Genomic DNA, 24512 nt, shown 5'->3' with positions numbered 1-24512 from the left:
GATGAGAACTTAGCGTATATTACAATTCTAAATATCAGGATAAAGTGTTTGGAATTATTAACAATTCAAAATATTGACATAGATTTTGAAACATGGTCAGCAATCACACCTGAGATATACTATCCAAAATCAACAACTTTAACTGGTACATTAGACAATGACTGCGTCATCAAAAATAGGCTCACTGGAGAAGAAATTAAGGTATCTAGTTTGCTTGGACGCTTTGAAATTGTAATTACTAATCCTCCATTTGCAACTATTAAAGGGATGGATTCGACTCTAAATACTTTTTTAAAACAAAACTTTCCTAATTCTAATAGCGATATGTGTGTCGCATTTATTGATAAAGTATCTCAGTTTTTATCAGCAAAAGGCACTGCATTTATGGTTGTGCAAAATAGTTGGATGTTTTTAAATAGCTTTGAAGACTTCAGAAAAGATTTCTTGGGAAAGGATTGTATTAATGAAATATTGGATTTAGGATCAGGTGCATTTTTAGATATAACAGGTGAAAAATCAAGTATTGCTTTGCTAACTTTTGAATCACTTCAAGAGAGCGATGAAAATAAAATTTACTATCAAAGCTTAAAAAATCGGTCAATAAAGGAAAAAATAGAAGGTAGTATAAATCATAAAGGTATATATGTTAACCAAAGTGATGTGTTTAATAATGAGTACTCGCGGTTTGATTTTATGAATGTCAAAACATTTAAAGATTTTTATTATTCAGGTGGAAAAATTAAAGATTTTGCTGTTCCAATGCAAGGTACTTCAACAGGAGATAGTAAAAAATTAGTTGGGTATTTTTGGGAACATTTTGGTGATCATGATTGGAAATTAGTAAGCAAAGGTGGAGGTTATTCACGTTGGCAGGGATTAAATAGGTATGTAGTTAAATGGGGAATAGATGGTGCTTTTATAAAAAATCAAAAAGGCTCAGTACTAAGAAACGTAAAATATTTCCCAGATACTGAATTGGTTTTTAGTGATACGGGTACTAGTGGTTTAAATGTTCGCTTGCTTATGCCAAGTCAGTTATTCATAGCATCTGGTCCAGGAATACGTTTTAAATCTGGAAATAAATATGCTGTGATGGCTGTATTAAATAGTAGGCTTACTAGTTATTATATGAGAATATTATCACCTAAGTTGACCATAGCAGCTGGATATATTGCTAATATTCCGATTACACAAGAGATGGCCTTGTCTAGATATTTAGCTACTCAAGCAAAAATATGTGTTGAATCAAAAAAATTATTTCTGATGAATAGGCCTAATAATATTGAGTATTCTGATGAATATTTTGATACATTGCCCAATAAAATTAATAAAGCAGTGGAACAGCTAATGGTGTACGAGCTCAAGCTTGAGCTACAAAAATTGGAATCAGAAAAAAGTATTGAGGATTTTATTCTTGCAAAATCAGGTATTTCGAAAAATGATACTGAACTACTATTTGAGGAGATGGGGATTCCAGCATATAATATTTCACAAAAGAAGAATATTGATATTTCGGATATTGATAAAAAATGGAAGGATATAACAAATTGGATTGGAGTATTAAATAAAACTAGGGTTAGCAAATATGATTTGGGTATTGATGGTTCTCTTGAGTTTTTATCCAAAAATTTCAATACTAATCCAAAAATGTTAGTTGAAACAATTGAAGAAAATATATCAGAGTTTGTATTAATGAAACAAAAATATTTTGATTTAATAATGCATAATTCCGTCTTGACATATTTGAAATATAACATTAATACTGGTGTTGAATTTAAAAAAGTTGAAAGCTCAAAAATCATCCAATTCATTTGTGAAAGATTTTTGATAGAGAAAAATATAGCAGAAGAATGGCTAGAAAATAGATTTAGCTGTGTACATTCTAATATATTTTTTGATAAACCGTTTCTTCATAAAAAAATCTATAATGGAAAAGGTTATATAGAATATGAGTAATGAATGGTACGAAGAGATTACGCGGCAAATTGAAAAAATAATTGAAAAAGAACTTAATGAAACTAGAAAAGGCTCTTGGCGGGATATAGTTACTCTAAAAAATAGACTTATATTTGAAATAATAGACTTAATCATTTTCTACATTCGAAGATCTTTAAGTCTAGAATGGGAAGTTAGTGGAAGTTCAAACGATTTTTTATTGGATATGGGAGTAATTGAAAATCGAATAAATAGCATGACTGAAATCAATTTGAGTAATGTAGATATATCTATAATATATCAGTACCTATTAGCTGACGATATTCATTGGGATGGAACAAAGTATAGCTTTACCATTAATAAACATCAGAGAGATAATCTGGGATCATATTATACACCTAGTTTCTTATCAGATAGCTTAACTGAAAAAGCGGTCAATTCATATCTGAGAAAAAATTTTAAATTATCTTTATTTCATAAAAAAGATGTCAATCTATTAATGAAGAAGTTGATAGATGTAAAAGTAGCTGATTTATCAGTTGGTGCAGGGACTTTTCTCGTCTCTTATATTAAGATTATAAAAAAGTATATAACAACGGATAAACAAATTTTATTGAAGTTTGCAAAAAATATTTATGGTATTGATGTTGATCCTACTGCTCTTAAAATTAGTGAACATATGGTATCTATGGAACTTGGAGAGGATTCACCTAAGCTACATTTATTATTAGGAAATCCGTTACTTCCAAATTGCATGTCAGTGGATGATAAGAAAACTTTAGCTTTTGAAAATAGAGTATATAATCGTTCAATGTCTTTAGATATGAGCTTTATTCCAAAAGGCGGGTTTGATTTGGTTATTGGGAATCCTCCTTGGGAAAAAGTGAGATTTGAAGAAAGAACTTTTTTTAAATCTTTTTATCCAATTATTTCAAGTCTTAGTAATAAGAAAGAGCGAGCTGAAGAAATAGAAAAAATTAAATATAATAATGAGTGTGACTATCAATACTATTCGGACGTAAAAAGTGATTACGAGATAGCAAAATTAGAAATTAAAAATAATTATAGTTTAAAGTATTCAACGAAAGGGGAATTAAATACCTATAATTTATTTTATGAATTAGCTTATAACTTATTAAACTCAACTGGAGTAGTTGGTCTATTAGTCAAATCTTCAATGGTTAAGACACCATCAAATAAGAACTTGTTTAGTTTTTTGACAGAAAATAATTATTTATCATCTGTCGATATTTTTAGTAACACTAAAAAAATCTTTGCTATAGATTCTAGAGAGGAATTTGCATTTGTAATTTCTTCTCAAGTTAAGAGTGAAAAATTTTTACTGAAGAGTGGAATTTCAGATATTAAAGATTTCAAAAGTTCAGAAGATATTTTAGTATTAAATAAAAAAATTATTGCTCAGATTAATCCAACAAATAAAATGCTACCCAATTTTGCTAACATATCAGAAGCTAACTTCATAATAAAAATGTATAAAAAGCTTCGAAGTTTTTCAGAAGTGTTTAGTGATGTTTCTTTTGGTAGGCTAGTTCATTTAACAAACCATTCTGAATATATAAAAAAGGAATGCACAGATGCCTTACCAATATATGAGGGTAAATTTATTGAGCGTTATAACCCGAGTTTTGCTACATTTGATGGAGTGCTTGAAGAAGATAGGTATAAGCCTAAAGCTAGTGCTGTTGTACAAGTAAAGGATGGGGAAATCCCAGAAGCCAGATTCTTTATTAATACAGATTTTTGGGAAAAGATATCAAAACACTATCGTGAACAATATACAATCATGTGGCGTAGTCTAACTTCAACGACAAATAGGAGGACAATGCTTGCAACTGTAATGCCTTTTGTTCCTACTGCTCAGTCTATTCAATTCTTGCAAGCTATGAATGACAAAGAAACTATAATAATTTTAGGACTATTTAATAGTATAATATTTGATTACTTTGTAAGAATGAAAATGCCAGGTATTGATTTGACTCAAGCTGTTATTAAAGATATTCCTGTTCCAGAAGTTTCATCTTTTGATGATACAATTGTGTTCAACGGAGTAGAGGCTTCCATCTATGAACATCTATATTCAAGAATCTCATGGTTATATAGAAACGATAAAAGAATGGACAATTTATTTTCCACGGAAGTTTATCTATATACGGGAAATGATTCTAAAAGATGTAATGCTGAAATTGATCTAATTTTGGCAAAGCTATATGATTTGAAAACGAAAGAATTGAAAAAAGTAGCAGGATATTTTAAATCCTACTACTCTGATGAGGAACTAGAATTATTCTTCTAGTTCCTTTATTATATAGCCAAATTTTCTTCCAGTATTTGTTCTTCCGTTTGTTGCCCAAAATAGACTACTATCTTTTAATGTCTCTAGGTGATTATAAGGAATGATATTCATGATATAGTTTGTATCGTGGACCTTTTCAAATAAAAGTATTTGTCCAATCATATCAGATCCCACAGCGGCTGTTAAAGGGGTGCTATTGTCATTTTTTCCTTTAATTTGCAGCCTCCAATTAGAATTTCCAGCAGCATACTTTATTGTTGCTGGGAAATAATTACTACCGTTAAAATTTATTACTATATCCTTTGAGGTAGGGGTCTCAGGATCTAATCCAAAAAAGCGAACTCCACCTTGAACACTATTTTCATCCAAATAGTAAATAGTTTCATTTGCACTACCAGATTGTAATTTACCTCTTTTGGATAAATCTAATATATTTCTTGAACCACCAGTAAGATTTCCAGCCTCAAACCAAAAAATATCGTTCTGTTTTAGTGAATAGAATGGAACAGAAGGGATTGCTTTTTTTGTGTCATTTTTTTCATTAATGGATATTTTGTGTTGATTTATTTCTTTGGAAATGAAAGACTCATTTCCAAATAGCCTAGTATTACTTTTTTTCTTGAAAGATATTGCACGAGATTTTATTATTTCAATTTGTATTTCTTTTTCTAAAGAAATATAGCCATTATTTTGCAGTTCTTGTATGTCTTTTTCATCATTTATTTTCATCGTAGTTTTATTGGCAGTATCAACAAATCGATTTATAAGTATGCTGGCATCACTTGATAATTTACTAGATTTTGATACCTCTTTGTATATTAATGATGATTCATAGTTATTGTATAACCCTCCTTTCGTTAAATTGTTTGAACCGACAGCTAGATGGAATTCATCATTATTTTTTAATGCATAAATTTTGTGATGAAAAGTTATATTATTTTCAGAGTGTATTACATAAAGATTGTCTGAAAAACGGAAAAGGTTTTTTAAAGCTTCAACTGAAGTTCCGCCTAAATCAATTCCTACTACAAAAGTAACAATACCTCCTCTGCTTCTAAAATTATTGATTGCATCTTCAAGCAAGAGCGTTCCAGAATTTTTTGCAAAAGCAGAAATAGCAAAAAACTCTCCTGTAGAATTATTCAGCCAGTCAATTAGAATCTCTCCAAAAGCTCCGTCAAAAGGTTGATTATGAATTTTCATATAGCAGGCTCCTTCTATAGATAATTTTTGTAGGTTATTAGTCTGTTACATATATCTATATATTTTGTGTTTTTATGATAAAAGAAAATAGAGATGATGAAAAATTGCTTAAAGTACTTATAAAAAGAGTATACTTTTTTATCTATTAATTCAAGGGAGATTATTAGATATTTATCTAGATGTAAAAGGTATTTTTCCAAATATCATTCCCTTACGATACGGACATGCATCTCACAAATAATGTATTTTTTGAATGATAGAACTCAGATCAAAGATCTAAGGAATACCTGATACTGTAGGCTTCTGCGAATATCACCATCTTACGTTACCCAGAACCATATCATAAGTAGGGGTATTTTTGCAAAGATAATACTAATCTAATACTCTTTTAAGTTGATAGATATAGGTTGGGAAGGGAACAGGTTAAGGTAAATGAATGAATTATTGACCGAAAATGAAGTAGTTGAAATTATGATGAGCTATTTAAATAGTCAAGGGTACACAATAGAAAGATACGCAACTACAACACAAATAGGAATTGACATTGAGGCATTTAAAAATGGAAACAAAATCTGTATTGAAGCTAAAGGGGCAACTTCTTCAATGAAAGATTCTGCTAGGTATGGTAAGCCATTTAATGATAATCAAGTAAAAAATCATATTGGAAAAGCAGTAGTTGCCGCACTAAAAGTTTTAAACCAAGAATGCAAAGATACTATTTCTGCTATTGCTTTGCCTAATAATGCTACGCATAAGAAACAAATTAATGAGATACAAACACCGCTTAAACAATTAGGTATAAAAGTTTTTCTTGTATCTAAAGATAATGTGTTGGATTATTTTTGAAAATTATAATTAGGTAGTATAAAGAAGAATTATTCTAAAAATAGAAAATGATTCAATGAGTAAGCCACTTTTAGATTCGTTAGTAGGCTCTATTAAAATGTTTAAAGGAGAAATCATGTATTATTTTTATTTTACAATAGTGACACTTGTAATTCTATTACTTTTGTCTGTAACTCAAATAGTAAAAATGAGAAAGTTAAAAAAAATGCAAAAAGAAAAAATCAAAATTTTTGTGAAAGAAAATGCTCTTAGTGATTCGGAGTTAAAGTTATTTGTATCAGAGATGAGAGCAACGAGGGATTACATTAATAGTATTGAAAGTAGAATTCAATTAGTTAAAAATGATAACAGTCAAAGGAAGGTAGCCAAAGCAGTAGCTGAATCGAAAAAAATTTTTGAATACTTAATGGAATTTCCTAAAGACCTATTATATTATGATTTATTTTTATATAGAAATTTACCTACTTTATACACAGTAATGGATAAAGTAAATTTAGACGAACATAACAGTGAAGAACTTCTATTATTAACTTGTCAAAATATAGAGACAGATTTTAATAAATTAAAAGAACAAATTGGAGAAGATAATAATGTACTTGAGGAGTTTATAAAATGAGTAAAGAGAATTTATTTTCTAAGAAATTCGATGAATTATTTGAAAAGCCAAAGGTCTCGTTCTTTATAAATAGAAAATATAAAAGCTTATTTATTATAGGATTATTATTGATTAGTAGTGTGTTATTATTAACCGTATTGATTTTCCCTAAACAATTACATGATATGATAACAAATTTTAACTCATCTATCGAGACCTACAATAGAAATATGGAGGAATTGAATGAGTCCCTTGATTATACGGACACGTTAGTTTTGAAGGAAAAAGGCTTAAAACTGGAACATAAACCGAATTATGATAACGTAAAAAGTTATAGCCCTAAAATGATAAATGGAAATATTGATTTTGGAAATGGTTATATATTAAAAATAAAAAATAATAATTACACTATAGATAAAGGTTCTTTTAATAGTTTATCAATAAAAGCGAAAGAAGAGTCGATGGATAAATTTCATGTAGCAAGTGTTGATTCTCTTGCTACTTATAAATTTCAAATAACGAAATATCTAGATGATTATGATCAGGAAACTAAGAAAACAACTTATTATACAGATACAGCATATCAAACGGATAGTTATATTAGTGTTTATATATCTGATAATCTCTTAGATAATTTGAATGTACAAGCTGTCTCTTATACACATCTAGATGTGTATAAGAGACAGAACTATTATATTATGATTTATTTTTATATAGAAATTTACCTACTTTATACACAGTAATGGATAAAGTAAATTTAGACGAACATAACAGTGAAGAACTTCTATTATTAACTTGTCAAAATATAGAGACAGATTTTAATAAATTAAAAGAACAAATTGGAGAAGATAATAATGTACTTGAGGAGTTTATAAAATGAGTAAAGAGAATTTATTTTCTAAGAAATTCGATGAATTATTTGAAAAGCCAAAGGTCTCGTTCTTTATAAATAGAAAATATAAAAGCTTATTTATTATAGGATTATTATTGATTAGTAGTGTGTTATTATTAACCGTATTGATTTTCCCTAAACAATTACATGATATGATAACAAATTTTAACTCATCTATCGAGACCTACAATAGAAATATGGAGGAATTGAATGAGTCCCTTGATTATACGGACACGTTAGTTTTGAAGGAAAAAGGCTTAAAACTGGAACATAAACCGAATTATGATAACGTAAAAAGTTATAGCCCTAAAATGATAAATGGAAATATTGATTTTGGAAATGGTTATATATTAAAAATAAAAAATAATAATTACACTATAGATAAAGGTTCTTTTAATAGTTTATCAATAAAAGCGAAAGAAGAGTCGATGGATAAATTTCATGTAGCAAGTGTTGATTCTCTTGCTACTTATAAATTTCAAATAACGAAATATCTAGATGATTATGATCAGGAAACTAAGAAAACAACTTATTATACAGATACAGCATATCAAACGGATAGTTATATTAGTGTTTATATATCTGATAATCTCTTAGATAATTTGAATGTACAAGTAATGAAAGAAAAAGGGGCTTTTTATGAGGTGTTACCTCTGACCAATGTAGGTCAAGCACAAACAGGAATAATTATTAATTCTAGTATAAACCATAGTATGTTTGATAATAATGAGAATGAAATTCCTAGTACTTATTTAACACTTTATAAATATTGGATTTTTCCTGATGGAACAGGTGTTTATGTACAAGAATCTAAAATTTGTTATGGCCGGTTGACTGTAGATAACGATGTGAATGCTTCTGTGACTAGTAATTTAAAAGAAATAGATATATTTTCTCAACTATATAATGGTAAGCAATCATTGCTGACTTTTATAGACAGCACATTTGAATTGCAAAAAAAATAAAGTTATTAAATTATTTTTGATAAGAATATTGACTGCCATTTTCTTAATGGCAGTTATGTCAACTAGGAGATTAAATAATATTTTTATTGAGTGCTGATAAGGAATTAGCTATTTTAGATAAAAATGTACTCGTCTTAAAATTAATAGATAAGGAAGAATATTCTCTATTAATCAGTTATGATATGGAAAAAATGACTAAAGGAAACTTGTCGGTAGTAGAAAGTATACTGGTAGGAGATACAGTGAAAATGAATGATATTATAGCAAATTTAAGAGAGCAAGCTTTACCTTACACGATTGATACCACGATTCTGGTAAAATAACGGTCAGAGTCAATTTTTTAGAAGAAGAAAAATAATAGAGTAGGAGAAATTATGGCCCCATTCTTTTTGTTTTTTGCATATATGTGTACCATACTTGGTATATTCTTTAGTGTTTGCCTGTTTATATCGGATGTATTCTATTAATGAACCAATGAAAAATTTTGCATCTAGAATTGGACAAGAATTATCGGTTAGGTATAAGTTAATAAGTTTCTTTTGTTTGGTTGTGTTAGCAATTATTGGTACATGGCAAGTAGTTCAATACTATTTATTTTCAGGAGCGTATTTTTGGTTTGTCATACTAACGGCTGGATTATTATTATTTGTTTATCTTGCTCCTATCGGACTCTGTGTTACTCCATTTATAAGGTTTAAGTCTAGCAGTCGAAATCGTTTGAAGAAGTTTTATTGTAATTTTGTTGGATCGTTCACTTTTATGTGGGCAATAATTCTTTTGGTTGATCAGGATATAAAAATTTATGGCGATGAAGGTGGCGTTTCTTATCGCAATGGCAGTCTACCATTAAAAATGTTAGGTGGAATAAGTTTACTCATTATCGGATTGTATGGACTATTGCAAGGTCTTCAATAATGGATTCGGTAACGAAAAAAATAAATCATTGGAAAAAAAATAATCTGTATTGTCGTAATAAACCGCTATTTATAGCATTGATGCCACTTATTCTTTTGGGTATTATAGTGTTAGTGTTTTTACTTTTTGATGATCTAGTAATTCTAGTTACGTTGATGATGAATCTAATTCCTTTTATCATTCTATTTATTGCAGTACTACTGTTAAGAAAAATATGGCTAAGTAGAAGAGTAAGTGCAATGATAAAGAGTATAGGCGCTAGTGTGTTAACAATCATTTGGTTAGGTGTTTTTTTATTATTCGTTTTAATGACGGCTATGAACTGGGAGATATATATTAAAACAGATCCCATTTATATTTTTGTGGATAGTTTATTTTTACTAGCGAATGGCTACTCATTTATTTGGACATGGATAGACTTAGCAAAGAAGGACAAAAGAATGAATTGAAATAGGAAAAATGAGAAACGCTTTGTGTTAAACGAGTTTAGTTGTTATTAACTGGGCAATGTAAATATAAATTATTTCTAAGAAGGTCAATCATCTTAAGTGATGGTTGGTCTAATTTTTGTTCAAATTGGGACGATTATATTTTAATACTAATAACGAGAGGAGTGACTGAGTAAGGCAGTCTGAAAAGACATTCAATTACATTGTTGGTATTTGATCGAGATATTAGCCCTAACCAAACATAAGGACTGAAGCAATCATCATGATTCCCAAATTACTTGATTAGCATAGGAAAAAGCTATATTGCGCTCAATTATTTAAACACCCCTTGCATTAAAAAGATACAAGGGGTGTCTAGTAAAATAACTAAACAGTTATTTCATAAAATTGCAGTTTAATTAAATATTAACCCAAATAAAAACCGAAATAGTAACTGCAGCAGCAACTGTAATCATAGCGATCCCTCCTTTCAAAAATAGGATATTTCAGACAATTTATATATAATAATATGCTATACTTATACAAAAGGGGAGTGGAATTATAATGAATGTAGAAGAAGCACTTTATTTTTTTAGAAAAAATAAAAATTTAAAGCAAAAAGATATTCTTACACATACTGATACTTCTGTCTATTCAAAAATTGAAACAGGAAAAAAGATTTTAAGATTTTCTGAGTTAACAGATATTTTAGAACGTTTCTCTATTCCACTAGACGAATTTTCAGAATATTTAGAAGATAGCATGGAACAAAAAAAGTATCGTAGACTGTTTAAACAGTGTGGTAATGATCCAACTGATAAGTTAAGTAAGCGAGAGCTACTTAACTACTACAACCAATTAACCTTTTCTAAAGAAATGCATCCTAGGGAAATGGCAAATTTTATCGGGATAAAAACATTGTTCTCTAATTTTTGGAAAGAGGTTTTTCCTGTAGGTCAAGAAGAGTTAAACCAAATCTATGAACTTCTCATGGAAAAAGAGTATTTTTTTCAGTATGATTACGCTGTATTATCCAATACAATTTTTCTATTTAACAATAAGCAAATCAAGCACCTAGCTAAAAAAGCGTTACCTGTTAAAGATATTGAAGTCAGAAATGTGGAGACAACAGAATTTATTAAAAACATGATAAACATTTTAATCACAACTTTACTACGTAAAAAAGAATATGAAGAAAGTCATTATTACTTAAGATTAGCCTCTACAAAAGAAGGCAATCTTACGTTTGACTACAAATTAGTCATTCAGTACTTGGATAATTTGACAAGTTATTTAATTACTGGTGACGATAGTTATAAAGAAAATATTTACGACTATATCCATTTATTAACGAAGCTCGGAGAGCAGAATTTTGTGAAAAGTATTGAGCGAGAAGTTTGCTCGATCCTTTCAGAAAGCAAAGATGTTCCGATCTTTATTCAAGCGGATCTGTAATCTACATTCGGATAGAAAAACCATCAACCACATTATTTATAGTCTTTTTACTCAAATTGTAAATAATGTCAGTTTTATAGTCATACGCTGTTTTATTTCTCATGAGAAATTACTTTTTACCAAATGGTCTGTATTCTTACTCTTACTTTTGTTAAACTATACTTATTGGAAAATAATAAGAGAGTAAACTAAACGAAGGAGTTCTTCAGTATCAGAAACAAAAAAAGATTCACAACTTGTCAAGGAACTTTACTGACCGTCTGACAGACGCTTTTCAGCTAAATTTATCAAGTAAAAGCTTGTATTTAATAGGTGGGCTACAGACGCTGCTGTGGTTAATCGGGATTATGTCTACTAGCTATTTAAATAACGAATGTATTCATTTTGCAAGTATGTTATAGTTTACTTATTAATGATGAGGTGTAAAGGATGACTAAAAGAAAATTTATAGTAAGAGTAGTAGGAATAGTTTTAATTATTATTCTAGGTATCGGAGGAAAAGTGTATATGGATAACAAACGATTTAAAGATGAGATGTTAAATGTGGTAAATAGTGGTCAGGCAAAACAAGTTTATGAAAAAACATTAAAAAATGCAGATTCAAAAGCTTTGACTTCAGATGGAATAATTAAATCCTATAAAGTAGATTATGATAGTGTGAAACATAATCCTATGGGAGGAATAATGCTTAAATTGATTATCAATGATGATAATCAATTGTATATTCGAGTGACTTTAGATCAAAAAGAAAATGGGAGATTAACTAACAGTTCTGGTGGAGGGTCAATGCCTTTGGAAGATATGTTAGAGAAAGAGAATATGAATAATGACTAATTACTCAGATAAGCAACGGGTTGATATTGCTAAAAATGAATATGATGACTATAAAGAAGGCGAACCTGTATACATTGATGATAGAAATACAAAAATAGGCTATGTATCAAAAGTAGTAAATGATAAAAAAACAGGGGAACAGGCTTTTATCATCACTGACGGTAATCCCAAAATACAAAAACCGTCTGAGGTGAATAACGTAACTGTGCTGTATCAAGGTTCTACAAGTCCAGAGAAAATAGGCAGTCAAGCTGGAGAAGTGAGGCGTGATTGGTGGGACAATAACAAACAAATCTTAAATAATATTGAGAAAAGTTATAAGAAACCGAATACTATATTTGATCCGACCAAACAAATGAAATCTTCTGCTGAAACGCTGAATAATGCGATGGAAAAGTATTCAAATGCTCGTTTTGATGTGTATGGTCATTCTCAAGCTTCTTCAAATGCCCAATATGCTTTAGGAGCATTGGATTCAAAAGATAAGTTAAACCGAGTGAATGGGGCCTTTCTTTATCAAGGACCGAATGCTTACTGTATGATGACAGAAAAGCAACGAAAGCGAGTGGCTCAGTTAAAAGATCGTATCTTTAATTTCGTAGATGAAAAAGATATTGTTCCCATTGGATATAGACATACAGATTGGAACATTAAATTGTCACATGTAGGAATGCTTATTTTTATTGATTCAAAGAAAACAGGAATGATTGACCAACATATGTGGGGTGGGTATCAGTTTAAGAACGGAAACCTACAAGTAACGAAGGAATCGTTAGTACAATTCCAACAAGCCAAACATGCTTATAATATGTTGATTATGCGTGAGCAAGTGAAGAACTTAGAACAATTAAAGAAGAAATTCACGGCAAGTGGTGGGGGTCTGTCATCTGGTGAACAAATTTATTTAGATGATAGTCAAGCCTTAGCGGTTGTGAGCCATGCTTCCTCAGAATTTGAAACCGCGATGTTATCAGTTGTGATCGTGTATCAAACAGGCATACAAAACGCAGAAAAATTATGGACAGAAACATTAACGGATGCTCGATCGATTGGGACTGATTTATCTGAAGGAGAAATCAAATCTGCCTTAGCAGAAGGTGGTTGTACAGAACAAAGTATTGTGACAGGACCCGTAAATGAGTATAAAGAAAAGATAAATAAAGCCCAAAAAATAGCTGAAAAATTCCAACAATTAGTGCAAGAAATACGAAGTAAAATCAATGAGCTTGTTCAAAGAGACAAAGAACTAGCAAACCAATTAAAAGGGCTTGTTTCATAGAGGAGAAATAAAAATGACTATAGATGCAGAAGAAGAATTATTCCAAAATTATCAGAGAACTAGAGTGGAGTTGGAGGAGCAAGAAGATAGAGTAAAAGAATATCTCCGAAATGGAGAAGATTATACGCAAGAATTGTTGTATCAAGTACGGCAAGTGGTGGGGAAAAGAGAGCGTTCTATGGATTCGTTAATGGATATACAACGAGAATTACAACGCAATGAAGCGAATTACTTGGAAGAATTAACCCAAGAACGAAAAAACTTGATTCAGCAACAAGACGAAGCGGAATCTGATTATCGAAAGAAACGTCAAAAATTAATCCAACAGGGGGGCTAAAGGGGTGTCAAAAGAAGCAAAAGAACGGGAACAAAAAGCACGGGAAAAAGCGTTCCGAAAAGAAAGTCAAAAAATAGCGCTACGTGGACTGGGAAAAAGTGCAAGTGCCCAAATGAACACGGATAAAGAATCAGTCAAAACAAAAGGAGAAAAAGGGATGAGTGAAGCATCTTCGATGATTAATTCAACTGGAAGCTCCTTTCAAGAATCAGTGAGAGGTCAATTTAGTAAGAAGGTAACGCAAGTATTTGAGGAACAAAAACAAACGTTAGATTCTTTTTAATAGGTATTTTCCCGAAATTTCATTACTCCTGCGACAAGTGCTCTAGAACAAACCATAAAGGGGCAACAAATGAAAAAAATTTTTCTTGTAAGCCAAGTATTATTTGCTATTAATATAGTGATACTCATAATCATACCTGCAATTTTTTTATTTCTTTTTAGTATTTTTCCTAATCTAGATTCAAGCGAAAATGGATTAGGTGCCTATCCATTGGCTTGTTTTATATGGGGGATTGCTGGACTAATGCTAACTATTCCATTTGCCGTGATTATGGCAATTATATACGTTATTTATGAAAAGTATAACAACCAATGAAAGAAGCTGGTTCTGTTTTGTATCTTGAGTAAACTGATGTATTTAACTTAAAAATAAGTATATATTATATCTATGAAGATCAATCATCTTAAATGGTGGTTGGTCTATTTTTGTGTTTCAAGGAGGGAATAAAATGTTCGATAACAAAGAAAATCGTTACATCACGAAGGGAGTGAATGAACAAGTACAAAAAGAAATCCAATTATATTGCTGGGATTTGATTGACCAAAAAAGAAGTGGGGCTGAAACAGAGTTGGACTATTTACAAATCTTTGAGTTCAATCCAGATAACCAACGCCAAGCAATTGAAGTGATTCATCGACAAGAAAAACCATTTTTTATTGATTATCATACCTATAAAGGATTTTTACCAACTTATTTATAAATTAAAAAGTTAAAGTCAACTTTCCAACTGTAAAATAAGTGAATTGCATAAGAATTTATGTACCAAGCATTTATACTGTTAAGATGATTAGGACTGACTAAATAGTATCCCTTTCTGACACACTGAACCGAATCACAAATGAATTTTTTTGTATATAAATGCTGATGCAACGATATTCTTAGTTTAAAATTACAAGATAAAAATGATGCGGTGAAATTTGTCGATACAAAAAAAAGACTATTTTCAAGAGAATTATTGATAAATGTCATACTGAATGACTAGTTAATTCGTTTAATCTATAAGGCTTTAAGATAACTAAGTGGAAAATTTTCGGAACTGAACAGTAGTCCACATAAAGTATTAGTATACTAACAAAGCTAAGAAAAAAGTTTTAGCTATTCTGATTACTTTTTTCTTTATTTAGATAGTCAATATATGAATTTCCCCAAATCGCTAAACTAGCTAGTACAGGTTTAAATAGAATGCCTAATTCGCTTAATGAGTATTCTACTTTTGGAGGTACTTGATTGTATACCTTTCTGTTAATTAAATTATTTTCTTCAAGTGCTCTCAACTGTTTTGTAAGTGTACTTTGTGTTATTTTTCCTAGACGTTTTTCTAGTTCACTGAAACGTAGTGTTTCACCGTCTAAGTGATGTAGAATTAGGATAGCCCACTTGCCTGATAAAATTTTTTGACTAGTAAAATAAGGACAAACACCATATAAATCTTGAACTTTAGCCATTAATTTTCCTCCTAACTACCTAAAAAGATAGTAACTATTATAAAAAAACGTACTTGTTTTTTGAAATGTACGTAATATAATTATAGCATAGATTTACAAAAATTAATTTAAAGAATGGGAGGTTTTATTGTAAGAGTGGTAGTGATGGGTTCAAGTGAGAAATGGCAAATTACTAATGGGAGATTTACAGAAATTTGATGTCGTAGCGAATGATTTTGGTACCTGGGTATTAGAAACTCTTTCTCAACATAATACGAGAGTACATCACCTAAATGATAGTTTGTATAGAAGCAAAATCCGGTTACTAGTTTTGGGTGAAGCTGGAAGTTTCTACACTGATTCAGCATAGACTCAACAATTTCAATATGGTCTGATTTCTTAGACGCATATAAATCAGTAAGCTCGAAAATAGGTAATTCTATTTGGAGCAAAGTAAACAGGTTAAAAGCTATTTTTTTATTATACAATAAAGTGAGCATCTAAATAACATTTTGGAGGAATGACATTGGCTAAACGATATTCAGAAGTTGGGATTTTATTAGTAAGAATCATGCTAGGTTTTACAATGGGAATACATGGAGTATCTAAAATTACAGATTTAAATGCAACAATAGGATTTTTTTCTAGTTTAGGTATCCCGTCAATAATGACTTGGTTAGTGATACTGCTTGAAATAGTAGGTGGTATTTTGATGATTATTGGGGTACTTGTTCCCATAGTTGCTGTGGGCTTCATTATTGAGATTGGTACGGCGATGGTTTTACTTGGATTTCAAAGAGGCTATGTAGGGGGCATTGAATTAGAAGTGATTATAATTGTACTAAGTATTTCAATGATACTTACGCACTGGAATAAGAAAATTATTAATTTGTATCCTGTACTAAACTAAAATTGAATCAAACTAACTTTTATTTAATATATTATATTCATGAAGACCAATCATTCATAGAAGGATTGGTCTATTTTTGTGTCTATAAGAGGAATCTATCTAAGGAAAAAAATGTTTGAGACGTTTCTTTTTCTATCCAACTGTTTTGCTAGGAAGCAATCCAAAGAAAAAACCAGAAAATCTCTTATTAGAGTATCTGCAATTTTTGAATTTAATCTTGATAAGGATCGTGATTTAGTGGAATGAATTCATCGATAGGAAGAGTTATTTTTTATTGACTATTATACCTTTACAAGAAATGGAGCAATGCCAGGTATCCAATTGAAAATATCTGGGGTATAGAAGATTGTAGTTATCAGACCATGTTATTGTAAGTTTTGAACTAATAAAATAAGTCTCAACTTTGTTCAGATAAAGGGAAAGTAGAATGGTGAAAGAAAAAAATACAGCTATTTGAAATAGAATAATACCAGCATCATCCGTTTTCTAAGCCATACTAACAGCGGAAAATAAGCGGATTATTGTGGTCAAACCCAGTAAAAGGCCAAGGAATTTAAACTATATTTTATTCATGTTTATTCCTCAAAAATTCAGGTTTTTAAATACATCATGGTAATCGAAAGGATAAGCAATTATAATTACTGTATACAGTAATTAATGGATTGAGTAAACTAATCTTACTTTGGATTTCTGAAAATGGCGAGAATGAGGTATAGCAGCTTTACAAACGCATTCTATTTAAACAAAAAAATACAAAGAATGTAACAGTAAATTGTACTATTAAGAAATAGAAGACTTACATTATAATAGAATTCAACATTGATTGATGATTAATGATGTAGAGGGAGCCAAAGAAACGCGGTCTGTATAGAATGATTTCATTGACTCGTCAGATACTGTCCATTTGCTTATTCAATTGGCGTTTATGAATAAATTGGGTGGGTCTTTATTTAGCTATCAATCGAAAATGTAAGTATTATTAGAGGTGTTTAAATTGATGTCCTCGTCAGAGTCAATGTTCTATACTGTTATTTTGTAGGTATATCAGTAAAAGGCTAAAAATTATTATGAAAGATATACATAAATGTAGGGCAGCCCTTTTTGATACTTAAGAAAAAGTACTATTTTTTATAAACTTCATCGACCAAATATAGCGTAATCTGTGGTAGTAAATTTTCCAAATATTATTTACGTGCGGTACGCAAAATCGTATCATAGATAGGAATCTATAGGGGGAAGTAAATGAAAAAAGTGAAAAAGGAACAACGTTCGGTTTCGTTAAATTGGTATAAGCGCTATAAAAAACGATTTAGTATAGGATATGTTATTGCTTGTTTCAGCTTAGTTATAGGGATTATATTTTCTATACTACTATTTTTATTAGTGTTGTTAGCTATATCAGATTATAATGACTCAAAAAAGCAAATAAACGAGCTAACAGAAGAACGTTTGGCACTTAGAGAAAAAATTCAGCACTCGGCAACGGATGACCAATTGAAAAAATTTGAACAAACGCAAGCTGGTTTAACAAGTGGATGGTCAAACAATGAAGATAATTATATTGTAGAAGTGGATGGTCAAGAAATAGTTATTGACCGCAATAACATATTTGTTTCAGATAATGCAAAAGTGCTAAAAAATGATACCAAAAAGAAAATTTATCAGATAAATAAAGAATTTTCTCAGTTTAACGACGGACAACAATTCATGATTGTAACAGTTCAATCGTTACCCGAATATACGACCATCGAGACTTTTGCATCAGAGGTCTTTAATCAACTAGGGATTGGACAAGCTGATAAAAATAATGGTGTTTTGTATGTGATGTCAATTGATGATCGTAAAACTAGAATAGAGGTAGGCTATGGGTTAGAAACTATAGTGTCAGACGCAAAGGCTGGTTCAATTCTTGATGATGAAGATACGGTAGCTGATTTTAAAGATAAAGCGTATGATCAAGGCGTTAATCGTATCATAGATCAGCTATACACCCAAATTGGTTCTATTACGCCTGAATATGATTTGAAAATAGAGGATGCCAAAGAACGATTAAGTAATGCGAAAGCCGCAATTATTGTTCTTGTTGTTTCTATTTTTATTTGCCTGTTAAATGGAGCCTTTTTTGTGATACAAGCGAAGAAATTAAAGCAAAGAATGAATCAATTATTAGATAAAGAGATCTATTATTTGTACCTGTCAGCTCCTATTTTTATTTTCACTATTCGTGGTCTTAAAAAAATGATCAGTACTGGGCAAGTCATGTCGAAGCATCCAAGTGCTAAGCGTAAAGGGACAACTATTTTAGTAGGAAATCGTTTATATGATTCTGGTGGTTACTTAATTACACGAGATTATGCTTCATATAGTTCTTCTTCTAGTGATAGTGGTTCTTCAAGCGATTCATTTGGCGGAGGTTCATCTGGAGGTGGAGGGGCTTCTGGTGGGTGGTGACAGGTAGCAAGTGACAACTTTTAAAGCGTGAAGTATTCCTATGCAATAGTAGCGGTATTACATAGGGATACTTTACGATTTGATATATATTCATTCCACTCAGAAAGAAAATCTCTTTTTCAATTATTTTACAGCGCCATTGCTCATACCTGCAATAATGTTTCTTTGGAAAACCAGATAGACTAGCGTGATAGTGATAATACCAATTGTATAAGAAGCAAAACTTGGGCCATAATCATTGAAGTATTGACCTGTATAATTGTACTGGAATAAAGGCAAGGTCCACATCTTGGAATCACGATTCAAAATAAGTAACGGTAACATGAAATCATTCCAGAACCATAATGCATTGATAATAATCACTGTCGCATGCATTGGTTTCAGCATAGGAAAAATAATTTTAAAATATGTCGTAAATCGGCTGGCACCGTCAATTTCAGCAGCTTCATCTAAGCTGATTGGAATATTTAATTTAATGAATCCTACATATAAAAACAAGGTTTGAGGGATTGCATACGTTAAATAGAGTAAAATCAATCCCCACATATTGGCTAATCCAATGCGGCTCATCATAACGGTGATCGGAATCATGATGACTTGAAAAGGGACGAAAATTCCTAGGATTAAAAACAAATACATCAAAGCATAAGCTTTACTTTTGGACATTTTACGTGCCAATGAATAGGCAGCCATTGGAATAATTGCCGTGACGACAATTAGGGAGAGCAGTGTGATGAGTGCTGAGTTTAGAAAATGATGACCAATGCCATCTTTTAAGAGTCGTTTGAAATTATCAAGAGTTGCCGGATTTGGCAAACTAAAAAAATTGTTCATGATGTCGGGTGTGGTTTTGAATGAACTGAAAAGGGTTGCTAATAAAGGCACTAAAATCAAAAAACCTCCTAACAACAAGAACAAATATTTTGAACCATTTTTTTCTTTCGATGTTTTCATTTTAGAACCTCCTAGAGTTCAAATTTCTTCGACAGCTTCAGTTGAGCCAACGAAATAATAGCGATCAAGATAAATAGGACAAGGGCGATTGCATTTGCATACCCAAATTGATTATTTTTAAAAGCATAATTATATACAAGTAATCCGAGAGACGTCGTTGCATCATTTGGACCGCCACCTGTTAAAGCGAAAATTTGGTCGAAAGCTGTCAATCCGCTTTTTAGCGCCATGATAAAGACCATTGAAAGGCTTGGTAAAAGGTAGATGAGTTCAATATTCCAGAAAATCTGTTTATTGTTGGCACCATCCATATGCCCCGCTTCGATAATTTCCTGAGGAATACTTTGAAAACCTGCTAAGAAAATAATCACTGGCATCGCAATTCCTTGCCAAAGAAGGACAAAAATTACCGCAAATATTGCACCCAAAGTAGTTCCTAAAAGGCTAGTTTGAAGCCATTCAATTCCTAAGGTCTTACCAATCGTTGGTAAACCATAATTAAAAATTTGTTTAAAGACTAAAGAAACCACAATACCAGACAAAACAGCGGGGAAAAAGAACCAAGCTCTGAAAAATGTTTGCCCTTTAATTTTGCTATTTAAGGCACGAGCAATCAGAATTCCAAAAACAATTTGGCCAACAATCATACAGATTGTCACAATGAGAGTAAACCCAATTGATTTAATAAATTTTGGATCTGAAAAAAGAATTTTGTAATTGTTTAATCCGACAAACTCAAAGTTATAAGTCAGTCCAGTCCAGTTGGTCAAGCTATAAAATGCTCCTTGAATCATCGGGAAATAAAAGAAGATGATTTGTAAAATAATCGGAATCACCACGAAAATTACTGCCCAATAACGATTTAAAATGTCCTTTATTTTCATAAAACTCCCTACTTTCCATCTGCTTTCATTGGATTGAAAAAAGCATTTAGTGCATCAACCATCATCTTTTTGTTGCCATTGTGTAAATAATTTGTAGTTAAGGTATAGAAATCATTTTCACTGTTCCAATCTTTCGCTAACCAAACTAAATGACGATCAGTAAAAGCTAACTCTGTTAAACCACTCAATGGGGAATCAGTATTATGTTCAATAACACCTTTTACAGCACAAGGAGAACCATCTACATCATAATATTTTTGCATTGCTTTTGGCGTGGTCATGTATTTGATAAATTGTCGTGCCTCTTTTTTATGATCAGAAGTCGCTGAGATCGACAAGGCTAAATCACCAGCACCAATCGTCAAACTTTTACCTTCCTTATCAGCTGGAAAAGGAAAAGTCGCTACTTCAAAGTCAGGGTTTTGGGAATTGATCATGGGCATTGCCCATGATCCGTTTGGCATGATCAAAGCATCACCTTTAGTAAATGTTACAACAGTGTCGTTATAGCCAGCACCTTGCCAGTTTTGTTGCATTGCACCTGATTGTCTTAATAAATCCAGTCGGTTGAAATCATTTTTCATGTTAGGAGCATCTGTGGAGATGCCGTTAACTTTTGAAAAACGCCAGATGTCATTTGCTTCTTTTCCACCACCAGCAACTGTTGCTAAGGCTAATTGGTGATAACCGTTTAAGCTCCAGCCTTCAGCACCTGCAATTGCAAAAGGGACTTTGCCTTGTTTTTCAATAGTAGCAGTTAAATTTTGAAAGTCTGACCACGTTTTTGGGGCGGTTAAGTTCATTTGATCGAAAGCCGTTTTATTGTAATAAAAACCATAAACATTAGCAGTTAAAGGAAGACTGTAGACTTTATCGTTGACAGCAAAGCGTTTGGCATAATCATTTTTGATATTTTCTAGATAAGGCTCATTAGTCAGATCTTCCAGATAACCAGCTTGAGCCCATTCCCGCAACTCGATACTTTGAGGATAGAGGTTGATCACATCAGGAACATCGCCTGCCAACACACGAGTTTTGATGACCTCACCAGCATTAGGGACATCAATGACGTCAACATGAATTTTTGGGTTCTCTGCTTCAAAATCTTTTGCAATGTCTTGAATAACTTGGGACATTTCTTTTTTTTGGTTAAAATATTCGATGGTGACCTTGTCGCTAGTACCCGTTTTAGAATTATCGCAAGCGATTAGGCTAAATAGTCCAAAGACTAGCCCAGTTGCTAGTAGCCATTTAGTTTTGGATAGCTTCATTTTTCTCACTCCTATCAATTAATACACTTAAAGCGATACATCCATGAAGAAAAATCTTCTGTTTGTTGTGGTAAATAAAAGCCGAGATTCATCAATTCATCACCACCAAAAATGTGACCATTCTCTGTTTTGTATTTCTTAGTAGGGTCTAAATCGGTTAATTTCAATAAGCTGAACGGTTCCTGACCTTGAGTTAAAATTTTAAAAGCCAAAACTAAAACCTCATTCTGCTCTTGAGAAATAAATTGCCATGCACATTCATTGCTAGTAAAAGGATTTTTCAAACGGGCAAATTTACCAAATTGTACGACTTGACGAATGTCTTTATAAAGAGCCACTTGTTCAGCAACTGCTTGTTTTTCGTCTGTTGTGAAAGTTGTTAAATCTAATTCATAGCCAAAGACCGAACTCATCGCGGCATTTCCTCGCGTATTTAACGAGACATTACGTCCAGTTTGATGATTTGGTATTGCTGACACATGAGAAGTAAAAGAGGAAGGTGGGTATACAAGTGAGGTACCATATTGTATCTTTAAACGTTCTAATGCATCAGTATCATCACTTGTCCAAGATTGTGGCATATAATGTAAAATGCCACTGTCAAAACGTCCACCGCCACCAGAACAGCCTTCCCATAAAACAGCTGGATATTTCGTGATCAATGCTTCTAATAGTTCATACAAACCTAAGATATAACGATGAAGAGTCTCTCCTTGATTATCAGACGCTAATTGATGTGAGAAAACTTCAGATATGCTGCGATTCATGTCCCATTTCACATAGTCTACATATCCTTCATCAAAAATTGCGGATAATTGAGTTAAAATATTTTCTCGTACTTCCTTGCGGCCCAAATCTAAAAGATGCTGACTGCGGCTAGGTGCTGGTATCCGTTCAGGATAGCTCATTAAAAAATCGGGATGTGCGCGATATAAGTTAGAATCAATAGAAATCATTTCCGGTTCCATCCATAGACCAAATTTCAAGCCTTTTTGATGAACATAATCAGCAAAATGACATAATCCGTTAGGGAATTTACGTTTATCTACAAACCAATCTCCTAACGAACTAGTATCGCTGTCTCGTTCACCAAACCATCCATCGTCCAGCACAAACATTTCGATTCCGACTTCCGCTGCAGTATCAACAAGGGGTCTTAATTTTTCTTCAGTAAAATCAAAATAGGTCGCTTCCCAGTTATTGATCAAAATATCTCGTTCTTTGTTTCGATAGTTACCGCGAGCTACGCGGTTCGTTAATAACTCATGGTAAGTTTGACTCATTTTATTCAAACCTTGATCTGAGTAGACCATTAAAACTTCAGGACTTTGAAAGGTTTCACCAGATAAAAGTTCCCAAGAAAAATCCTCTTCATTGATTCCTGCAACTAAACGAATCTGACCGATTTGATCTTTTTCGATTTCGAATGCATGATTTCCAGAATAAACTAAGTTGAAACCAAAAACTTCACCTTGAAATTCATCAGCCGTTCCCTTTTCCAAGGCAATAAAATTGTTCATTTGATGACTTGTAGAACCACGTCGGCTACTGAATTTTTTAATTCCGTAACCAATTGCTTCTTTTTGTACTTGACGTTCTTGATTATGGGCTCCTGGTAAAGAGATAACCGAGAATGCTTCATCAGGAAAATCCAATTGCATCGAAGCTAATTTATGAATTTTGCTACTTTGGGTACTTAAATTTCTCAATTGTATCGAGCGGGCGATTACTGGGCGGTCCCGGTAAATTGTATAAAAAGTTGCTAATTCAAGCTTACTGATTTCATCAATTAGAGTGATAACTAAGGTTTCAGCCTCAATATTATCTTCAACGTAAGCAGAAGGTAAGCCAATCAATTTTGGTTTGCCGGGAAACATTTCAAAGCCAGTGAATTTAAAGTTTAAAGCGTAACTACCATCTGTCTGCATAATTTTAGCAGCAGGGACTCGATAGTCACCTTCACCAGCCATGCTATATTCTCTCAATAATGTATCTTGTGAATAGCTACGATCTTCAACACCTGCTAAGTTTCCAGAAAAACCGCGGTCAACTCTAGGGTATTTTCTTTGGCTGTGATAACTGTTTACTTGTTTTCCAAAATAGAGGTGACTAATCAACCCAAAATCTTCTACAGCTAAAAGGTAGCTGATTTGCTGGTTTTTTAAATGAAATACTTGTTGTTCAGCATCGTAAAAAATTAAATTGGTCATAAAACTACTCCTTGCCTAATCTAGAAATTTGATAGCGCTTTCTAGTTGATGGACTAATCATAGCAAGAATTTTCTTATAAAAACATGGTCAAATGCGGGAGAAATATGTCATAATGTAACCAAGACA

At 31.8% G+C, this 24512-nt stretch carries 24 protein-coding genes; 18 read left to right on the top strand and 6 right to left on the bottom strand.

Annotation, left to right across the window (positions count from 1 at the left end):
• Together A5819_RS04665 and A5819_RS04660 are read left to right on the top strand one after the other, a co-directional pair.
• Positions 1 to 1956 (top strand): N-6 DNA methylase (locus A5819_RS04665; RefSeq protein ID WP_217809025.1); only part of this gene is annotated, 1956 nt, incomplete at its 5' end.
• Positions 1949 to 4249, top strand: a complete 2301-nt coding sequence (locus A5819_RS04660) for a hypothetical protein (protein ID WP_086353023.1) — start codon at positions 1949 to 1951, stop codon at positions 4247 to 4249. The genes A5819_RS04665 and A5819_RS04660, both read left to right, overlap by 8 nt.
• Here A5819_RS04660 and A5819_RS04655 read toward each other — a convergent pair.
• Positions 4238 to 5452, bottom strand: a complete 1215-nt coding sequence (locus A5819_RS04655; RefSeq protein ID WP_086277191.1) for a phospholipase D family protein — start codon at positions 5450 to 5452, stop codon at positions 4238 to 4240. The two genes, A5819_RS04660 and A5819_RS04655, sit on opposite strands and share 12 nt — an antisense overlap.
• Positions 5453 to 5884: 432 nt before the next feature.
• On the opposite strand from A5819_RS04655, the gene A5819_RS04650 reads away from it, so the two are divergent.
• The 14 genes from A5819_RS04650 to A5819_RS04585 all read left to right on the top strand — a co-directional run bounded on the left by A5819_RS04650 (position 5885) and on the right by A5819_RS04585 (position 14981).
• Complete coding sequence (locus A5819_RS04650) at positions 5885 to 6298, top strand: hypothetical protein (protein ID WP_086277189.1); 414 nt, start codon at positions 5885 to 5887, stop codon at positions 6296 to 6298.
• A gap of 55 nt (positions 6299 to 6353) precedes the next feature.
• Positions 6354 to 6914: a 5-bromo-4-chloroindolyl phosphate hydrolysis family protein gene (locus A5819_RS04645; RefSeq protein WP_086353022.1), complete on the top strand. Its 561-nt coding sequence runs from the start codon at positions 6354 to 6356 to the stop codon at positions 6912 to 6914.
• Positions 6911 to 7636, top strand: coding sequence for a hypothetical protein (locus A5819_RS04640; RefSeq protein ID WP_086353021.1), 726 nt, complete (start codon positions 6911 to 6913; stop codon positions 7634 to 7636). Before A5819_RS04645 ends, A5819_RS04640 begins: the two co-directional genes overlap by 4 nt.
• Before the next feature lie 133 nt (positions 7637 to 7769).
• The gene (locus A5819_RS04635; RefSeq protein ID WP_086353020.1) at positions 7770 to 8750 is read left to right on the top strand and encodes a hypothetical protein; all 981 of its coding nucleotides are present in this window, start codon (positions 7770 to 7772) and stop codon (positions 8748 to 8750) included.
• 86 nt (positions 8751 to 8836) lie between these two features.
• Complete coding sequence (locus A5819_RS04630; protein WP_086277183.1) at positions 8837 to 9073, top strand: hypothetical protein; 237 nt, start codon at positions 8837 to 8839, stop codon at positions 9071 to 9073.
• 151 nt (positions 9074 to 9224) lie between these two features.
• Positions 9225 to 9665: a hypothetical protein gene (locus tag A5819_RS04625; protein ID WP_086353019.1), complete on the top strand. Its 441-nt coding sequence runs from the start codon at positions 9225 to 9227 to the stop codon at positions 9663 to 9665.
• A 239-nt stretch (positions 9666 to 9904) separates the two neighbouring features.
• Positions 9905 to 10114, top strand: a complete 210-nt coding sequence (locus A5819_RS18905; protein WP_139843280.1) for a hypothetical protein — start codon at positions 9905 to 9907, stop codon at positions 10112 to 10114.
• 543 nt (positions 10115 to 10657) lie between these two features.
• Complete coding sequence (locus A5819_RS04615; protein ID WP_086277177.1) at positions 10658 to 11548, top strand: helix-turn-helix domain-containing protein; 891 nt, start codon at positions 10658 to 10660, stop codon at positions 11546 to 11548.
• 429 nt (positions 11549 to 11977) lie between these two features.
• Positions 11978 to 12382 (top strand): DUF1310 family protein, encoded by a 405-nt coding sequence (locus A5819_RS04610; RefSeq protein ID WP_086277175.1) that lies wholly within the window; start codon positions 11978 to 11980, stop codon positions 12380 to 12382.
• The gene (locus A5819_RS04605; RefSeq protein WP_086277173.1) at positions 12375 to 13661 is read left to right on the top strand and encodes an Mbeg1-like protein; all 1287 of its coding nucleotides are present in this window, start codon (positions 12375 to 12377) and stop codon (positions 13659 to 13661) included. The genes A5819_RS04610 and A5819_RS04605 overlap by 8 nt, the downstream gene beginning before the upstream one ends.
• Before the next feature lie 13 nt (positions 13662 to 13674).
• Entirely contained in the window at positions 13675 to 13998 is a 324-nt protein-coding gene (locus A5819_RS04600) for a hypothetical protein (protein ID WP_086277171.1), read from the top strand.
• A gap of 4 nt (positions 13999 to 14002) precedes the next feature.
• The gene (locus A5819_RS04595) at positions 14003 to 14281 is read left to right on the top strand and encodes a hypothetical protein (protein WP_086277168.1); all 279 of its coding nucleotides are present in this window, start codon (positions 14003 to 14005) and stop codon (positions 14279 to 14281) included.
• 69 nt (positions 14282 to 14350) lie between these two features.
• Positions 14351 to 14596 (top strand): hypothetical protein, encoded by a 246-nt coding sequence (locus A5819_RS04590; protein WP_086277165.1) that lies wholly within the window; start codon positions 14351 to 14353, stop codon positions 14594 to 14596.
• A gap of 133 nt (positions 14597 to 14729) precedes the next feature.
• Positions 14730 to 14981 carry a DUF960 family protein gene (locus tag A5819_RS04585; RefSeq protein ID WP_086277162.1) on the top strand — a complete coding sequence of 84 codons (252 nt, stop codon included), beginning with the start codon at positions 14730 to 14732 and terminating at the stop codon, positions 14979 to 14981.
• Between the two features lie 391 nt (positions 14982 to 15372).
• On the opposite strand, the gene A5819_RS04580 is transcribed toward A5819_RS04585, so the two are convergent.
• On the bottom strand, positions 15373 to 15726 hold the full coding sequence (locus A5819_RS04580; protein WP_086277159.1) for a helix-turn-helix domain-containing protein: 354 nt from the start codon (positions 15724 to 15726) through the stop codon (positions 15373 to 15375).
• Positions 15727 to 16231: 505 nt separating this feature from the next.
• Here A5819_RS04580 and A5819_RS04570 point away from each other — a divergent pair.
• Together A5819_RS04570 and A5819_RS04565 are read left to right on the top strand one after the other, a co-directional pair.
• A complete protein-coding gene (locus A5819_RS04570) occupies positions 16232 to 16615 on the top strand; it encodes a DoxX family protein (protein WP_254907220.1) in 384 nt (127 codons plus the stop codon).
• 1242 nt (positions 16616 to 17857) lie between these two features.
• Complete coding sequence (locus tag A5819_RS04565) at positions 17858 to 19066, top strand: YgcG family protein (protein ID WP_086277151.1); 1209 nt, start codon at positions 17858 to 17860, stop codon at positions 19064 to 19066.
• A 123-nt stretch (positions 19067 to 19189) separates the two neighbouring features.
• On the opposite strand, the gene A5819_RS04560 is transcribed toward A5819_RS04565, so the two are convergent.
• Genes A5819_RS04560 through A5819_RS04545 form a run of 4 tightly spaced genes read right to left on the bottom strand, consistent with a single transcriptional unit; the run spans position 19190 to position 24385 of the window.
• The gene (locus A5819_RS04560; RefSeq protein ID WP_086277148.1) at positions 19190 to 20020 is read right to left on the bottom strand and encodes a carbohydrate ABC transporter permease; all 831 of its coding nucleotides are present in this window, start codon (positions 20018 to 20020) and stop codon (positions 19190 to 19192) included.
• An 11-nt stretch (positions 20021 to 20031) separates the two neighbouring features.
• Positions 20032 to 20904 carry a carbohydrate ABC transporter permease gene (locus tag A5819_RS04555; protein WP_086277145.1) on the bottom strand — a complete coding sequence of 291 codons (873 nt, stop codon included), beginning with the start codon at positions 20902 to 20904 and terminating at the stop codon, positions 20032 to 20034.
• A gap of 8 nt (positions 20905 to 20912) precedes the next feature.
• On the bottom strand, positions 20913 to 22175 hold the full coding sequence (locus A5819_RS04550; RefSeq protein WP_086277142.1) for an extracellular solute-binding protein: 1263 nt from the start codon (positions 22173 to 22175) through the stop codon (positions 20913 to 20915).
• Between the two features lie 14 nt (positions 22176 to 22189).
• Positions 22190 to 24385 (bottom strand): alpha-galactosidase, encoded by a 2196-nt coding sequence (locus tag A5819_RS04545; protein WP_086277139.1) that lies wholly within the window; start codon positions 24383 to 24385, stop codon positions 22190 to 22192.
• Positions 24386 to 24512 lie beyond the last annotated feature (127 nt).

The sequence above is a fragment of the Enterococcus sp. 7E2_DIV0204 genome, from assembly GCF_002140855.1.
GTDB lineage: Bacteria > Bacillota > Bacilli > Lactobacillales > Enterococcaceae > Enterococcus_L > Enterococcus_L lemimoniae.
The sequence above is the reverse complement of the archived record's forward strand: the minus strand, read 5'-3'. Positions and strand labels throughout refer to the sequence as shown.

Excerpts from the sequence above, each read along its gene's own strand:
- A5819_RS04645 (WP_086353022.1), top strand. The coding sequence starts at position 6,354 with ATGAGTAAGCCACTTTTAGATTCGTTAGTAGGCTCTATTAAAATGTTT.
- A5819_RS04590 (WP_086277165.1), top strand. The coding sequence starts at position 14,351 with ATGAAAAAAATTTTTCTTGTAAGCCAAGTATTATTTGCTATTAATATA.
- A5819_RS04550 (WP_086277142.1), bottom strand. The coding sequence starts at position 22,175 with ATGAAGCTATCCAAAACTAAATGGCTACTAGCAACTGGGCTAGTCTTT.
- A5819_RS04625 (WP_086353019.1), top strand. The coding sequence starts at position 9,225 with ATGAAAAATTTTGCATCTAGAATTGGACAAGAATTATCGGTTAGGTAT.
- A5819_RS04585 (WP_086277162.1), top strand. The coding sequence starts at position 14,730 with ATGTTCGATAACAAAGAAAATCGTTACATCACGAAGGGAGTGAATGAA.
- A5819_RS04640 (WP_086353021.1), top strand. The coding sequence starts at position 6,911 with ATGAGTAAAGAGAATTTATTTTCTAAGAAATTCGATGAATTATTTGAA.
- A5819_RS18905 (WP_139843280.1), top strand. The coding sequence starts at position 9,905 with ATGATAAAGAGTATAGGCGCTAGTGTGTTAACAATCATTTGGTTAGGT.
- A5819_RS04610 (WP_086277175.1), top strand. The coding sequence starts at position 11,978 with ATGACTAAAAGAAAATTTATAGTAAGAGTAGTAGGAATAGTTTTAATT.
- A5819_RS04545 (WP_086277139.1), bottom strand. The coding sequence starts at position 24,385 with ATGACCAATTTAATTTTTTACGATGCTGAACAACAAGTATTTCATTTA.
- A5819_RS04555 (WP_086277145.1), bottom strand. The coding sequence starts at position 20,904 with ATGAAAATAAAGGACATTTTAAATCGTTATTGGGCAGTAATTTTCGTG.
- A5819_RS04580 (WP_086277159.1), bottom strand. The coding sequence starts at position 15,726 with ATGGCTAAAGTTCAAGATTTATATGGTGTTTGTCCTTATTTTACTAGT.
- A5819_RS04655 (WP_086277191.1), bottom strand. The coding sequence starts at position 5,452 with ATGAAAATTCATAATCAACCTTTTGACGGAGCTTTTGGAGAGATTCTA.
- A5819_RS04605 (WP_086277173.1), top strand. The coding sequence starts at position 12,375 with ATGACTAATTACTCAGATAAGCAACGGGTTGATATTGCTAAAAATGAA.
- A5819_RS04565 (WP_086277151.1), top strand. The coding sequence starts at position 17,858 with ATGAAAAAAGTGAAAAAGGAACAACGTTCGGTTTCGTTAAATTGGTAT.
- A5819_RS04635 (WP_086353020.1), top strand. The coding sequence starts at position 7,770 with ATGAGTAAAGAGAATTTATTTTCTAAGAAATTCGATGAATTATTTGAA.
- A5819_RS04615 (WP_086277177.1), top strand. The coding sequence starts at position 10,658 with ATGAATGTAGAAGAAGCACTTTATTTTTTTAGAAAAAATAAAAATTTA.
- A5819_RS04600 (WP_086277171.1), top strand. The coding sequence starts at position 13,675 with ATGACTATAGATGCAGAAGAAGAATTATTCCAAAATTATCAGAGAACT.
- A5819_RS04660 (WP_086353023.1), top strand. The coding sequence starts at position 1,949 with ATGAGTAATGAATGGTACGAAGAGATTACGCGGCAAATTGAAAAAATA.
- A5819_RS04650 (WP_086277189.1), top strand. The coding sequence starts at position 5,885 with ATGAATGAATTATTGACCGAAAATGAAGTAGTTGAAATTATGATGAGC.
- A5819_RS04560 (WP_086277148.1), bottom strand. The coding sequence starts at position 20,020 with ATGAAAACATCGAAAGAAAAAAATGGTTCAAAATATTTGTTCTTGTTG.